The organism is Deinococcus carri (genome assembly GCF_039545055.1).
GTDB classification, from domain to species: domain Bacteria; phylum Deinococcota; class Deinococci; order Deinococcales; family Deinococcaceae; genus Deinococcus; species Deinococcus carri.
Map to the genome: position 1 here is coordinate 1 of NZ_BAABRP010000023.1, position 13,433 is coordinate 13,433.

Below are 13,433 nucleotides of genomic sequence, written 5' to 3' on the forward strand. Positions count from 1 at the left end.
TTGCGTCTGAGATTGGCCCATCTGGTGCGCAAAAGTCTATCCTTCTGCCGCAAACAAGCCAACCTTGAGACGCTGCTTTGGCTTTTCATCCATCGCTACAACGCGTCATTACCCTGAACCCTCGACCCGTCCCGGCTGCCCGGGCCGGCCCTGGCGGGACCAGGGGAGCGGCCCCAGTCAGCGGCGCAGATATGCCCGCACGTCCCGGTCGAAGGCCCCGAGCAGCATGACGATGCCCAGCAGCGTGCCGACGGGAAAGATCAGCAGGCTGAACACGGCGATGACAATGCTCGCCACCCAGCCCCAGCTCCGGCCCTCCAGCACAGCGCGGCGGGTGAAGTAGAGCAGCAGGATCAGGGCCGCCGTGAGAAAAAACGCTGTCCACAGCACAGTGGTGAGCTGCCCCGACGTCAGGCTGATGGAGGGCTGCCCGGTCGCGGTATTCAGCTCCGCCAGCACCCGGTTGAGGGCTTCACCGGAAAAGGGCAGCGTCAGCAGCGAGAGGGCATTGTAGAACAGGTCGATCAGCAGGGGGACAGTCAGGAACGCGAGGCGCGGTGGGCGCGGGCGGGGGACGGAGGGGGGCGTCGTCATGCGCGCAGGCTAGCGCGGCGGCACGGCCAGGCCAAAAAAGAAGAGGGGAGGAAGCCCGGCTGGACCTCCTCCCCTCTCCCACTGGGAGAGACGTTCTCGCTTCGCCCTAGTCATCCGGGGGGATGACCGCGAAGACTTACTTCTTCATCAGTTGCTGCGCGAGGTTGTTCGGCACCTGAGTGTAGTGGTCGAAGAACATCGAGTAGCTGGCGCGGCCCTGCGTCTTGGAACGCATGTCGGTCGCGTAACCGAACATCTCGCTGAGGGGCACGAAGGCCTTCACGATCTGCGCGTTGCCGCGGGCTTCCATGCCCTGGATCTGGCCGCGGCGGCTGTTCAGGTCGCCGATGATGTCGCCCATGTAATCCTCGGGGGTGGTCACTTCCACGCGCATGACGGGTTCCAGGATGGCGGGGCTGCCCTTCTGGACGGCTTCCTTGAGGCCCATGCTGCCGGCGATCTTGAAGGCCATTTCCGAGGAGTCCACCTCGTGGTAGCTGCCGTCATAGATGGTGACCTTGAGGTCCACGACGGGGAAGCCGAGCATGGGGCCGCTCTGCATGGCTTCCTCGACACCCTTCTGGGCCGGCCCGATGTACTCCTTGGGCACGGTGCCGCCCACGACGGCGTTCTCGAAGATGAAGCCCGCGCCGGGTTCCAGGGGTTCCACGCGCAGCTTCACGTGGCCGTACTGACCGCGACCACCGGACTGACGGGCGAACTTGCTGTCCACCTCGACCTGCTTGGTGATCGTCTCGCGGTAGGCCACCTGGGGCGCGCCCACGTTGGCCTCCACCTTGTACTCGCGCTTCAGGCGGTCCACCAGGATTTCCAGGTGCAGCTCGCCCATGCCCGCGATGGTGGTCTGACCGCTCTCCTGGTCGGACTCGACCTTGAAGGTGGGGTCTTCTTCCGCGAGCTTCTGGAGGCCGATGCCCATCTTCTCCTGGTCGGCCTTGGTCTTCGGCTCGATGGCGAGCTTGATGACGGGCTCGGGCACGTCGATGCTTTCCAGCAGCACGCGGTCCTCACCGTCGGCGATCAGGGTGTTGCCGGTGCCCGCGTCCTTGAGGCCGATCACGGCCCCGAGTTCGCCCGCCTTGAGTTCGGTGACTTCCTCGCGGCTGTTGGCGTGCATCTTCAGCAGGCGGCCGACGCGCTCGCGCTTGTCCTTGGAGGCGTTGTACACGTACGAGCCGCTCTGGAGGGTCCCCGAGTAGATGCGCACGAAGGTCAGGCGGCCCACGTAGGGGTCAGCCATGATCTTGAACGCCAGCGCGGCCAGCTTGCCTTCGGGGTCGGCGGGGAACTCGACGGTTTCCTCGCTGTCTTCGAGCTTGCCCTTGATGGCCGGCACTTCCAGCGGGCTGGGCAGGTAGTCCACGACCGCGTCGAGGAGGAGCTGCACGCCCTTGTTCTTGAGGGAGGAGCCGCACAGCACCGGGAAGATCTTCTTCTCGACGGTGCCCTTGCGGATCGCGGCGACGAGCTGCTCGACGCTGGGTTCCTCGCCCTCGAGGTACATCATCATCAGGTCTTCGTCGACCTCGGCGGCGGCCTCGATCAGCTGCTGGCGCATCTCCGCGACCTTGGCCTCGAACTCGGCGGGCACGTCGTGCTCCTCGATTTCGGTGCCCAGGTCGTTGGTGTAGGTGTAGGCGCGGCGGCGCACGATGTCGATGATGCCCTTGAACTCGTTCTCCTGGCCCATTGGGTACTGGATGGGGGCGGGGATCGCGCCGAGGCGCTCGCGAATATCGTTCACCACGAGTTCGAACGAGGCCCCCGTCTTGTCCATCTTGTTGGAGAACGCGATGCGGGGCACGCCGTAGCGGTCGGCCTGACGCCACACGGTTTCACTCTGCGGCTCCACGCCCTGCGAGGAGTCGAACACCGCGACCGCGCCGTCCAGTACGCGCATGGACCGCTCCACCTCGATGGTGAAGTCCACGTGGCCGGGGGTATCAATGATGTTCACGACGTACTCGTCGTTCGTGCCCGAACGGGTCCAGCGGGCGGTGGTGGCGGCGGCGGTGATGGTGATGCCGCGCTCGCGCTCCTGCTCCATCCAGTCCATCGTGGCCGCGCCGTCGTGCACCTCGCCGATGTTGCGGTTGCGCCCGGTGAAGAACAGGATGCGCTCGGTGGTCGTGGTCTTGCCCGCGTCGATGTGCGCGGCAATCCCGATGTTGCGGAAGTGGGTGAGATAGCTCTGGGCTTTGGTGGTCATATTGACTCCCTTGGGTGCTGGCTGCCTGAAGCTCTCAGCGATCAGCCTTCAGCCAGAAAAGGTGTTGCTGGGTGCTGACCGCTGACGGCTCGCAAAGAGGCGACCTTGCGCCGGACGCGACAGGCCGCCGAGCTTTGCCGCCGGATTACCAGCGGTAGTGGGCGTAGGCGCGGTTGGCTTCCGCCATGCGCTCCACGTCGTCTTTTTTCTTGATGGCCCCGCCACGGCCCTGCGCGGCGTCCATGATCTCGCCCGCGAGGCGCTCGATGGCGGTGCGCTCGGGGCGGCCTTCCACGGCGGCGAGCATCCAGCGCAGCGTCAGGCTCTGCTGACGGCGGGCGCTGACCTCGACCGGCACCTGGTAGGTGCTGCCACCCACGCGGCGGCTGCGAACCTCGACGCGGGGCTTGACGTTGTCGAAGGCCTGCTTGAAGACCTTGAGCGGCTCCTGGCCGGTGCGCTCCTGCACCAGGCGGCAGGCTCCGTAGAAGATGCGGCTGGCGAGGTTCTTCTTACCGTCTTCCATGATGCGGTTGATCATCGCGCTGACCAGCACGTCCTGGTAGACCAGGTCCGGCTGGATGGGGCGCACTTCTGCTCTGCGGCGACGTGCCATGTTCTCTCCTTACAGGTCCTGCTGGGTGTCAGTGGCTGACTCGGTACATGGGCCTCACCCCCGTGGGGCTGGCCCCGATCCGCCGGCTGAGCGGCGGAGGGGACCCGTGCCTCCCCCGGCGCTCGGCGCGGGAGGGGACTTACTTCTTCTTCGCGCCCGCGGCGGCAGCGCCAGCCTTGGGCTTCTTGGTGCCGTACTTGGAGCGGCTCTTGTTGCGGTCCTTGACGCCCTGGGTGTCGAGGGTGCCACGCACGATGTGGTAGCGCACACCGGGAAGGTCCTTGACACGGCCGCCGCGGATCAGCACGACGCTGTGTTCCTGGAGGTTGTGGCCCTCGCCGGGGATGTAGGCGGTCACTTCGAAGCCGCTGGAAAGGCGCACGCGGGCAATCTTACGCAGCGCCGAGTTGGGCTTCTTGGGGGTGGTGGTCTTCACGACGGTGCAGACGCCGCGGCGGAAGGGGCTGCCCTTGAGGGCCGGGACCTTGCTCTTCTTCTGGAGCGTCGCGCGCCCCTTACGGAGCAGTTGCTGGGTGGTAGGCAGGGTGAATCACTCCTCGTCTTGGCAGATGTGCGCGTGGGCCGGCCGAGGCCGGTGAGGGACCGCCCACACAGGGAAACCCTCCTGGGGCCACCCGGGGGCGGGGTCGGGTTGGCAGTGAAGCCTGAGGTGATCGACGCACGTCACCGGAAACTGTCAGCATCAGCGCGGGACGTGGCGTGCCGAGAAACTCCCCTGGTGCAACCCTGTACCGGGCAGTTTTCAACCGGAGAAGTATACCGTGCCGGGGCGGGCGAGCGCAAGAACGCGCCGCGGGCATCAGGCCCCCGGATATCAGGGCGTGGCCGCGACCATCTCCGCGCCGCCGTCCTCGTCCACCCGGAGGCGCGGCGCACCAAAGGCGACGGGCAGCGTAATGCCCGCCAGGTAGGCGCGCAGCCGCTCCGGCACCTCCGCGAGCTGAAAGGGCGTGCGGGGCGCGGCCACCAGCCGGTACACGCCCGCCTCTCCGGGAACGTGGTCGTACACGTAGGCCCCCCGACGCTGCGGCGGCGTGAGATGTTCGTCGAAGCCGCCCGCCGGAGCATGGGCCTCCTCGGTTTCGGGGCGGGTGTCGATCCAGACGTGCAGGGCTTCGAGGAGTTCCTCGGAAGCGAGGGCGGCGGCGGGCACGTAGGGATCGCCCGCGGCGAGGAACTGCGCCACGTGGCCCTGCGCGTCGGTGGCGAACCAGTCGAACTCCACGCCCGTGATTTCCTCGCGGGTGATGACGGTGTGCCCCCCCGTGCCATGCTCGCCCGTCACTCCGCCCCTCCGGCACGGAAGGCCGCGTCCACGACCTCGCGGGCTTCCTCCATGACCTGCCGCAGGTGGTCTTCCCCCCTGAAGCTCTCGGCGTAGATCTTGTACACGTCCTCGGTGCCGCTGGGGCGGGCCGCGAACCAGGCTGCGGCGGTCGTGACCTTCAGGCCGCCGATAGGTTCGCCGTTGCCGGGGGCGCGGGTGAGTTTGGCGGTGATGGGATCGCCCGCCAGGGTGGAGGCCGTGACCTGTTCGGGGCTGAGGTTCGCCAGCACCTTCTTCTGGGCGGCGTTGGCGGGCGCGTCCTGCCGCGCATAGGCGGTTTCCCCGTACTGCGCGGTCAGGGCCGCGAAGCGTTGCGAGGGCGTCTGCCCGGTCTTCGCGGTGATCTCGGCGGCCAGCAGGCCGGGGATGATGCCGTCCTTGTCGGTGCTCCACGCGCCGCCGCCCAGCCGCAGGAAGCTCGCGCCCGCCGACTCCTCGCCGCCGAAGCCCAGCGAGCCGGTCAGCAGCCCCTCCACGAAGTACTTGAAGCCCACCGGCACCTCCACCAGCCGCCGCCCCAGGCCCGCCGCCACGCGGTCGATCAGCGCGCTGCTGACCACCGTCTTGCCCACGCCCGCCCCCGCGCTCCAGCCGGGGCGATGCTGGAAGAGGTAGTCGATCATCACGGCGAGGTAGTGGTTGGGGTTCATCAGCCCGTCCGCCGTCACGATGCCGTGGCGGTCGGCGTCGGGGTCGTTGCCGATGGCGACGTCGAAATCGCCTTTGAGGCGCAGCAGGCCCGCCATCGCGTAGGGGCTGGAGCAGTCCATGCGGATCTTGCCGTCCCGGTCCACCGACATGAAGGCGAACTGCGGGTCAATCACCCGGTTGACGAGGGTGAGGTTCAGGCCGTGCGCCGCCCCGATGGCCTCCCAGACGGGCAGGCTGGAGCCGCCCAGGGGGTCCACGCCGATACGAACGCCGCTCTGGCGGATAGCGTCCAGGTCGATCACCTGATCCAGCTGAGCGACATACGGCGTGATGAAGTCGAAGGGGTCCAGGGCCGCCAGGGCCTCGGCCAGCGGGACCCGCTTCACGTCCCGCAGGCCACCTTCCAGCAGCTCGTTCGCGCGGTTCTGCACGGCCTTCGTGATGTCGGTGTCGGCGGGGCCGCCCGAGGGGGGGTTGTACTTGAAGCCGCCGTCCTGGGGGGGATTGTGGCTGGGCGTGATGACGATGCCGTCCGCCGTGCCCCCCTGCCCCGCCCGGTTGTGGTTCAGGATCGCGTGGCTCACCAGTGGCGTGGGCGTGAAGAAGCCGGGCTGCGCGCGCACCCTCACGCCGTTGGCGACCAGCACCTCCAGGGCGGTGATCCAGGCCGGTTCGCTCAGGGCGTGGGTGTCCAGGCCCATGTACAGCGGCCCGGTCACGCCCGCCGCCGCGCGGTGTTCGGCCACCGCCTGGCTGATGGCGAGGATGTGCGCCTCGTTGAAGGAGCCGTCCAGGGAGGTTCCCCGGTGGCCGCTGGTGCCGAAGGCCACCCGCTGGGCCGGGTCCTGCATGTCCGGGCGTTTCTCGTAGTAGTAGGCGACGAGGCGGGGAATGTTCGTCAGCAGGGATTGCGGGGCGGGTTGCCCGGCCAGAGGACTCAACGTCATGAAGGCAGTGTAAGCAGCGGGGGCACGGGAGGCACGCCCGGCCCGCTTCAGCGACGGCTCATGCGGCCCCTGGCCCGGCTCTCCTCCCCATTTTCCTCTCCCCCGCCCTGCTACCCTCGTCCCATGCGCGAGTTCCTGAACGACTGGTGGCGGCTTCTCAAGCTGGTTGCCGGCACACTGGCGATTCCGGTGCTGATCTGGGGGCTGCTGGTATTGACCGGCGTGCTGCGGTGAGGCGGGCGGCACGATTCTTCGGGCTGGAGGAGGTCGCCGGGGCCGCCCGCCGGGGCGAACTGGCGGGCTGGGTGGACGCGCACCTGCGGCAACCCGGCGGCAATCTTCCGCTGGCGGACGGCTTGCGGCTGGCCCCCCGCCGCTGGGAACGCTGCGGCGCTCCTGCGGGCCAGAACCGCACCTGGAGTACGTGGAGCCGCCCGAACGGTGAAACGCGCGGGTGGGGGCGCTGGCTGCCTTTCTGGAAAGCGGGGGCCGCTGCGCGCCGCTTATCGTCCAGCGGCGACCCGATGGCCTGTCGGTCCGGGACGGCAACCACCGGCTGGCCGCATTGGAACGGCTGGGCGAGCGGGAAGCCTGGGTGCTGATCTGGGCCGACGGACCTGCCACCTGACCCCGCCCAGGTGACGTATGGAACCGTTGCCAGCGGCCATTTTCGGCCCCGGCGTGGTACGGTCCTGGGTATGACGGGCAAAGGCAAGGGGCCGGGAACAGCGGCCAGAACGGACAACTTCGAGCACGCGCTGGTGCTGGAAACGGCGCGGGTCACCGAGGGCGCGGCGCTGGCGGCCAGCCGCTGGGTCGGCATGGGCGACAAGAACGCGGTGGACGGCGCGGGCACCGAGGCCATGCGCGAACTGCTGAACACGCTGGACATCCGCGGCACGGTGGTGATCGGTGAGGGCGAGATGGACGAGGCCCCCATGCTGTACATCGGCGAGACGCTGGGGCAGGGGCAGTACGAGGTGGACATCGCCGTGGACCCGGTGGAGGGCACCAGCGTGACCGCCAAGGGGCTGCCCAACGGCCTGGCCGTGATTGCCCTCAGCGAGAAGGGCGGCCTGATGCACGCGCCCGACTGCTACATGGAAAAACTGGTCGTGCCGCCCCCCGCCGCGGGCCGCGTCCACCTGGAATGGCCGGTGGAGGCCAACCTGGCGGCCCTGGCGCAGAGCCTGGACCGCGGCGTGGAAGACCTGCTGGTCACGATTCTGGACCGCGAGCGGCACGCCGACCTGATCCGGCGGGTGCGGGCGGCGGGGGCGCGCGTCAAGCTGATCGGCGACGGCGACGTGGTCGCCAGCCTCGCGGTCGGCGTGCGCGGCACGGGCGTCCACGCGCTGATGGGGTCGGGCGGCGCGCCGGAAGGGGTGCTGTCGGCAGCGGCCATGAAGTGCCTGGGGGCCGAGATCCAGGGCCGCTTCATCGCGGAGGACGACGCCATGCGCGAGCGCTTCCAGGCGATGGGCGTGGACGAGAACCGGGTGTACCGGACCGAAGAGCTGGCCTCGGGCAGCCAGATGGTCTTCAGCGCGACCGGCATCACCTACGGCGAGCTGCTCAGCGGTGTGCGGCGCTTCGGCGGCGGTGCCCGCACCCACACGCTGGTGATGGGCTACGCCAGCCGGGTGGTGCGCTTTATCGACACCGTCCACTTGGAAGACGACGGGGCGCGCGTCACCATCCGGGTCTGATACGGATTCCAACCGCACCGGGAGCCGGGGCCAGAGCGTCCCGGCTCTTTTCGTTCCCCGAACAGAGTGTGCTTTTACTCAATGAATCCCCAAATTGTTTAATGTTGAATAAATTGGAACGGGCGTGTACTGTGCCGGTATGACGAACTCCAGTCCGGTCCGACTCACCATCGTCTACTACTCCACCTACGGCACCAACCACCAGATGGCCGAGGTGGCGGCCGAGGCGGCCCGCGAGGCCGGGGCAGAGGTCCGCATCGTGAAGGCCCGCGAGACGGCCCCGCAGGAGGTGGTCAACGGCCAGGACGCCTGGAAGGCCCAGCAGGAGCGCACGGCCCATATCCCCGAGGCCACGCCCGCGGACCTGGAGAACGCCGACGCCATCCTGTTCAGCAGCCCCACCCGGTTCGGCGGCGCGGCCAGCCAGATTCGCGCCTACATCGACACCCTGGGCGGGCTGTGGGCGACCGGCGCGCTCGCCAACAAGACCTTCAGCGCCATGACCAGCGCGCAGAACCCCAACGGCGGGCAGGAAACCACCCTCCAGACCCTCTACATCACCGCGATGCACTGGGGTGCGATTCTGGTGCCCCCCGGCTACACCGACCCGGCCATCTTCGCCTCGGGCGGCAATCCCTACGGGGCCAGCGTGACCGCGAACGGCCAGCCGCTCAGCGAGGCGGACCGCGACACCATCCGCCACCAGGCTCGGCGACTGGTCGAGGTCACGCAGAAGCTGAAGGGCTGATACCAACTTGCTCTGATTCCAGAACATCCGGACAAAACACCGGATGTTCTGTAAGGCCACAGGCTCAGGGGCGGCCCTTCGCCTTTCTTGCCGCGAGCAACGTAGGCGGACTCGCTCATGGTCCATCGCCGCAAGCCGGTCTTTTCTTCTTCTCGCTCTGCTCCGCAGCTTTGCAAGTCCGCTCGGGTTCGTCTACGACTCACCTGAAGTTGGTATGAGGCCCCCACAACCTAACCCCCGCGCTTCCCGACACCTGACCGGGGGCGCATTTTTTCAGCTAGCCCTCCTCACCCCGCCCGGCAAAGGTGCCCGAGTGCAGGAGGCGGCCCTCGCCCTCCCCGAAGGGACTGTGTTGCTCCGACCATCGCACGGCGGCCTCGATGTCGTAGGGCACGGCGCGGAAGTCTACGCTCCAGCCTCCCGGCCCGCGCATCAGCAGGGTCCAGCGGGCACGGGGGTCGCCGTCCACCTGGTCGCTGACCGCGCCCGCGTTCACCACCAGCGTGTCGCCCACCCGGGTCGCGCCGGGGCGGTGGGTGTGGCCGCACAGCACGACCTCTGCCCCCAGCGGCCCGACCAGCGCGCACAGCTCGCGGGGTTCGCGCGCCCGGTAGAAGCCGCCGCCCGCGCCATCCGGCTGCCAGACCCACAGCAGGCTGTCCCAGGCACTCTCAGGGGTGCCGTGACAGGCAAAGAGTGCCCCGTCCAGCGCCCGCGCCGTGAGGGGCAGGGCGGCCAGGCGTGCCCGCTCCGGCGCGTCCAGTTGTGTCTCCAGCCACGCGCCGTACTCGCGCGCCAGCGGTGAGCGCCGCCCACCCGGCCAGAACCGCTCCTCGTTGTTGCCGCGCACCTCCACCGCCCCCGCCCGCGCGAGGTCCCGTTGCCGGGCGGCGGCCCGCGCCGGGTCGGCGGACCCCTCGACCTGATCGCCCAGATTGACCGTCAGGTCGGGCGCGGCGGCTTGGAGGTCCCGCAGCACCGCCTCCAGCGCAAAGGCGTTGCCATGCACGTCACTGATAACGGCCACCCTCATACCGGCCAGCCTACCGCCCCACGTTCCGCCCGCTAGCATGCGGCCCATGAGCATCCTCCCGGACTGGCGCATCCGCGAACTCGCGCAAAGTGGCATGATCGACCCCTTCGAGGACCGCCTGGTGCGCACGGCGGAAAACGGCCACGTCATCAGCTACGGCCTTTCGAGCTTCGGCTACGACCTGCGCTGCGCCGACGAGTGGAAGGTCTTTACCAACGCGCACGGCAACACCATCGTGGACCCCAAGGCCTTCGACGAGCGGGCCTTTATCGACATCCAGGCCCCCGAGATCATCATTCCGCCCAATAGTTTCATCCTGGCGCGAAGTGTGGAATACATGCGGATTCCGGAAAACGTGATGGTGGTGGCGCTGGGCAAAAGCACGTACGCCCGCGTGGGCATCGTCGCCAACGTCACGCCGCTGGAACCGGGCTGGGAAGGCCACGTCACGCTGGAATTCAGCAACACCACGCCCCTGCCCGCCAAGATGTACGCCTTCGAGGGCTGTGTCCAGCTGCTCTTTTTCGAGGGCGAGCGGCCCGAGGTCACGTACGGCGACCGCCAGGGCAAGTACCAGAAGCAGACCGGCGTGACCCTGCCCCGCCTGTGATCCGCCGCCGCCAGCCTGAGGACCTGCCCGCCTGCGTGACTGCGCTGCGGCAGGTGTACGCCGCCGACGGCTATCCCTCGCGCTGGCCGGACGACCCGGCCGCCTGGCTGACCCCGCCGGGCGAACAGGCCGCCTGGGTTGCCGTGGCCGCAACTGGCGAGGTCCGGGGGCACGTCCTGCTGCGCCGGGGGAGTCAGGACGCGCCCGCCTGGATGTGGGCGGAACAGCTTCGCCCGGACGGGGTGGCTTACGTGGGCCGCCTGTTCGTGGCCCCGGCGGGACGCGGCATCGGGGCAGGCGCGGCGCTGCTAGCGGAGGCCCTGGCTTTCGCACGTGCGAGGGGCTGGCGCGTGGCGCTGGAAGTCGCGGCGCAGGCTGGGGCCGCCGTCCGCCTGTACGAGCGGGAGGGGTGGCGGAGAGTGGCGACCCAGCAGGCCGGGTGGCGGGACGCACGAGGTGAGTATCCCCTGATGCACGTTTATCTCGCACCGCCCGCCTGACTTCACCACCTCTTCATTTGTAAATCCGGCTTCAGCCTCCGCTCGTATGGGCGGGGGCAAAGGCTGTCAGGCTCGGGCCATGCCGGACAAGGACGACAAGAACAAGGGCCACACCAGCCTCCCCGACGAGTTCGATCGCAACAAGAAGGAAGTCCACGATATCGAGGACGGCCACCAGCCTTCCTTCAAGGGCGTGAACGACCGCGAGGCGAAGGCCGCCCGCAACACCGAACACGACGACCGCAAGGAAGAGCGGGACGTGGAGCAGGCGCGCAACGTGCCCGCCACCAACCAGGGCTGAACGCAGCCATCACAGAAGGGTCGGGCGAGAGGTCCGGCCCTTTCTGCTGCCGCAGAGGGAGAACGTATGCCAGAACTCCAGAAGCCGACGCCGGGCGTGCTGCTGCTCGCGGCCCTGTTTGTCGGGGCGGGCGTCCTGCATTTTGTCCGGCCGGAACCTTTTGACCGCATCGTGCCGCCAGGGCTGCCGCTGCCTGCCCGCACCGCCACCCTGCTGAGCGGCGCGGCGGAACTCGCGGGCGGGCTGGGGCTGCTGCATCCAGCCACCCGGCCTGCCGCCCGCTGGGGCCTGCTGGCCCTGCTGGTGGCGGTCTTCCCGGCGAACGTGTATATGGCGCAGCACGCGGAACGCTTCCGGCCGCTGCCCACCTGGGGCCTGTGGGCGCGTCTGCCCCTGCAACCCCTGCTGATGCTGCTGGTGTGGCGCGCAGGGCGAAAAGGCGACTAGACCCGCAGCCCCTCCAGCGCGGCCCGCAGCACCCCCGGCAGTTCCACCGGGCGGCGCGTTTCCCGGTCCACGTACACGTGAACGAAGTGCCCCTGCGCGCAGGCCGTCTCCTCCCCTTCCCGGAACACCGCCAGCTCGTAGCGCACGCTGCTGCGGCCCAGGTGGGCGACCCGCACGCCGACGCCCAGCATCTCCGGAAAGGCCGCCGGGGCGAAGAACGCGCAGCCCGTTTCCACCACCAGGCCGATAACCGCACCTGCCTGAAGGTCCAGCGCCCCCCGAGCGGCGAGATAGGCGTTCACGGCCGTGTCGAAGTAGGCGTAGTAGGTGACGTTGTTGACGTGCCCGTACATATCGTTGTCGGCCCAGCGGGTGGGGGTGGGGTGGTGGTAGGGATAGGCGCGGCGGGCCTCCGGGGTGGGGCGGGTCATGGGGGCAGCGTAAAGGACCGGCGGCGTTCCGGAAACGGTGACGCGGGGTGTCACGGCGCACCTGCCCCTCCCCGCTAGACTGCGCGCATGGAAACTCTGGTCATCACGGCGGCGCGGCGCACGCCCATCGGCAGCTTTCTCGGTTCGCTGGCGGACGTGAGCGCGGCCGACCTGGGCGTGACAGCGGCGAGGGCCGTTCTGGACGGTGTGAATGGCAACGACGTGGCCGACGTGATTGTCGGGAACGTGCTTCAGGCGGGGCAGGGTATGAACGTGGCGCGACAGATTGCCATCAAGTCCGGGCTGGCGGACCACGTGCCGGGCCTGACGGTGAACCGGGTGTGCGGCTCGGGCCTCCAGGCCATCATCAGCGCGGCGCAGGGGCTGCGGGCGGGTGATGGGCGGCTCTATCTGGCGGGCGGCACCGAGAGCATGAGCCGCGCCCCCTACCTGCTGCCCGGCGCACGCAAGGGCTACCGCCTGGGCCATGCACAGGCCCTCGACTCCATTCTGGTGGACGGCCTGACGGACGTGTTCAACGACTACCACATGGGCATGACCGCCGAGAACATCGCCGCGCATTGGGGCCTCACGCGCGAGGAGCAGGACGCCTTCGCCCACGAGAGCCAGCAGCGCGCCGCACAGGCCATCGAGGCCGGGCACTTCCAGAGCGAGATAGTGCCGGTGGAGGTGCCCGGAAAGAAGGGGCCGACCCTCTTCACGCAGGACGAGCATCCCCGCGCCTCCACCCTGGATGCCCTCGCCAAACTCAAGCCCGCCTTCAAAAAGGACGGCGGCACCGTGACCGCCGGGAACGCCAGCGGCCTCAACGACGGCGCGGCCATGCTGACTGTGACCACCGAGGCTTACGCGCAGGCCAACGGCCTCCCCATCCTGGCCGAGATTGCCAGTTACGCCGCTATTGGCGTGGACCCCAAAGTCATGGGCATCGGCCCCGCCAAGGCCGTGCCTATCGCGCTCGAAAAGGCCGGCATGACCATGAGTGACGTGGACCTGCTGGAGCTGAACGAGGCCTTCGCCGCCCAGAGCCTCGCCGTGGTGCGCGACCTCGGGGCCGACCCCGCGCAGGTGAACGTGACGGGCGGCGCGATTGCGCTGGGCCACCCCATCGGCGCTTCGGGCGCGCGCGTGCTGGTCACGCTGATTCACGCCCTGCGCCGGCTGGGCAAGGAAACGGGCGTGGCGAGCCTGTGCATCGGCGGCGGCATGGGGATTGCCGTGGTGGTGCGGGCGAGGAACTGAGGGCC

16 protein-coding genes are annotated in these 13,433 nt (G+C 68.8%); 8 read left to right on the forward strand and 8 right to left on the reverse strand.

All coding sequences use genetic code 11. The features are described 5' to 3' along the window. Positions 1-177 precede the first annotated feature (177 nt). The 6 genes from ABEA67_RS17450 to pgm all read right to left on the reverse strand — a co-directional run bounded on the left by ABEA67_RS17450 (position 178) and on the right by pgm (position 6,386). Positions 178-594: a hypothetical protein gene (locus ABEA67_RS17450; RefSeq protein ID WP_345467742.1), complete on the reverse strand. Its 417-nt coding sequence runs from the start codon at positions 592-594 to the stop codon at positions 178-180. Positions 595-730: 136 nt separating this feature from the next. Next, positions 731-2,824 (reverse strand): elongation factor G, encoded by a 2,094-nt coding sequence (gene fusA / locus ABEA67_RS17455; RefSeq protein ID WP_345467744.1) that lies wholly within the window; start codon positions 2,822-2,824, stop codon positions 731-733. Positions 2,825-2,969: 145 nt separating this feature from the next. Continuing rightward, positions 2,970-3,440, reverse strand: a complete 471-nt coding sequence (gene rpsG / locus ABEA67_RS17460) for a 30S ribosomal protein S7 (RefSeq protein WP_345467746.1) — start codon at positions 3,438-3,440, stop codon at positions 2,970-2,972. Between the two features lie 139 nt (positions 3,441-3,579). Further along, a complete protein-coding gene (gene rpsL, locus ABEA67_RS17465) occupies positions 3,580-3,984 on the reverse strand; it encodes a 30S ribosomal protein S12 (protein WP_345467844.1) in 405 nt (134 codons plus the stop codon). A gap of 291 nt (positions 3,985-4,275) precedes the next feature. Continuing rightward, positions 4,276-4,746, reverse strand: a complete 471-nt coding sequence (locus tag ABEA67_RS17470; protein WP_345467748.1) for a hypothetical protein — start codon at positions 4,744-4,746, stop codon at positions 4,276-4,278. Further along, the gene (gene pgm, locus ABEA67_RS17475) at positions 4,743-6,386 is read right to left on the reverse strand and encodes a phosphoglucomutase (alpha-D-glucose-1,6-bisphosphate-dependent) (protein WP_345467750.1); all 1,644 of its coding nucleotides are present in this window, start codon (positions 6,384-6,386) and stop codon (positions 4,743-4,745) included. Before pgm ends, ABEA67_RS17470 begins: the two co-directional genes overlap by 4 nt. A gap of 454 nt (positions 6,387-6,840) precedes the next feature. Here pgm and ABEA67_RS17480 point away from each other — a divergent pair, with 454 nt between their 5' ends. The 3 genes from ABEA67_RS17480 (at position 6,841) to wrbA (ending at position 8,843) form a co-directional block, all read left to right on the forward strand. Then, entirely contained in the window at positions 6,841-7,014 is a 174-nt protein-coding gene (locus ABEA67_RS17480) for a ParB N-terminal domain-containing protein (RefSeq protein WP_345467752.1), read from the forward strand. Positions 7,015-7,084: 70 nt separating this feature from the next. Next, a complete protein-coding gene (gene glpX, locus ABEA67_RS17485; protein WP_345467755.1) occupies positions 7,085-8,095 on the forward strand; it encodes a class II fructose-bisphosphatase in 1,011 nt (336 codons plus the stop codon). 139 nt (positions 8,096-8,234) lie between these two features. Continuing rightward, the gene (gene wrbA, locus ABEA67_RS17490) at positions 8,235-8,843 is read left to right on the forward strand and encodes an NAD(P)H:quinone oxidoreductase (protein WP_345467757.1); all 609 of its coding nucleotides are present in this window, start codon (positions 8,235-8,237) and stop codon (positions 8,841-8,843) included. A gap of 277 nt (positions 8,844-9,120) precedes the next feature. Here the strand turns inward: wrbA and ABEA67_RS17495 are convergent, their stop codons facing one another. Then, the gene (locus ABEA67_RS17495; RefSeq protein ID WP_345467759.1) at positions 9,121-9,876 is read right to left on the reverse strand and encodes a metallophosphoesterase family protein; all 756 of its coding nucleotides are present in this window, start codon (positions 9,874-9,876) and stop codon (positions 9,121-9,123) included. Positions 9,877-9,922: 46 nt separating this feature from the next. Here ABEA67_RS17495 and dcd point away from each other — a divergent pair, with 46 nt between their 5' ends. From dcd to ABEA67_RS17515, 4 genes are all read left to right on the forward strand, one after another. After that, complete coding sequence (gene dcd, locus ABEA67_RS17500) at positions 9,923-10,486, forward strand: dCTP deaminase (protein ID WP_345467761.1); 564 nt, start codon at positions 9,923-9,925, stop codon at positions 10,484-10,486. Beyond that, positions 10,483-10,986 carry a GNAT family N-acetyltransferase gene (locus ABEA67_RS17505; RefSeq protein ID WP_345467764.1) on the forward strand — a complete coding sequence of 168 codons (504 nt, stop codon included), beginning with the start codon at positions 10,483-10,485 and terminating at the stop codon, positions 10,984-10,986. Before dcd ends, ABEA67_RS17505 begins: the two co-directional genes overlap by 4 nt. A gap of 79 nt (positions 10,987-11,065) precedes the next feature. Further along, complete coding sequence (locus ABEA67_RS17510; protein ID WP_345467766.1) at positions 11,066-11,287, forward strand: hypothetical protein; 222 nt, start codon at positions 11,066-11,068, stop codon at positions 11,285-11,287. A 66-nt stretch (positions 11,288-11,353) separates the two neighbouring features. Continuing rightward, positions 11,354-11,734, forward strand: a complete 381-nt coding sequence (locus ABEA67_RS17515) for a DoxX family protein (RefSeq protein WP_345467769.1) — start codon at positions 11,354-11,356, stop codon at positions 11,732-11,734. On the opposite strand, the gene ABEA67_RS17520 is transcribed toward ABEA67_RS17515, so the two are convergent. Then, positions 11,731-12,165 (reverse strand): acyl-CoA thioesterase, encoded by a 435-nt coding sequence (locus tag ABEA67_RS17520; RefSeq protein WP_345467771.1) that lies wholly within the window; start codon positions 12,163-12,165, stop codon positions 11,731-11,733. The genes ABEA67_RS17515 and ABEA67_RS17520 overlap by 4 nt on opposite strands. An 87-nt stretch (positions 12,166-12,252) precedes the next feature. Between ABEA67_RS17520 and ABEA67_RS17525 the strand changes: the two genes are divergently transcribed. Next, entirely contained in the window at positions 12,253-13,428 is a 1,176-nt protein-coding gene (locus tag ABEA67_RS17525; protein ID WP_345467773.1) for an acetyl-CoA C-acetyltransferase, read from the forward strand. Positions 13,429-13,433: the final 5 nt, after the last annotated feature.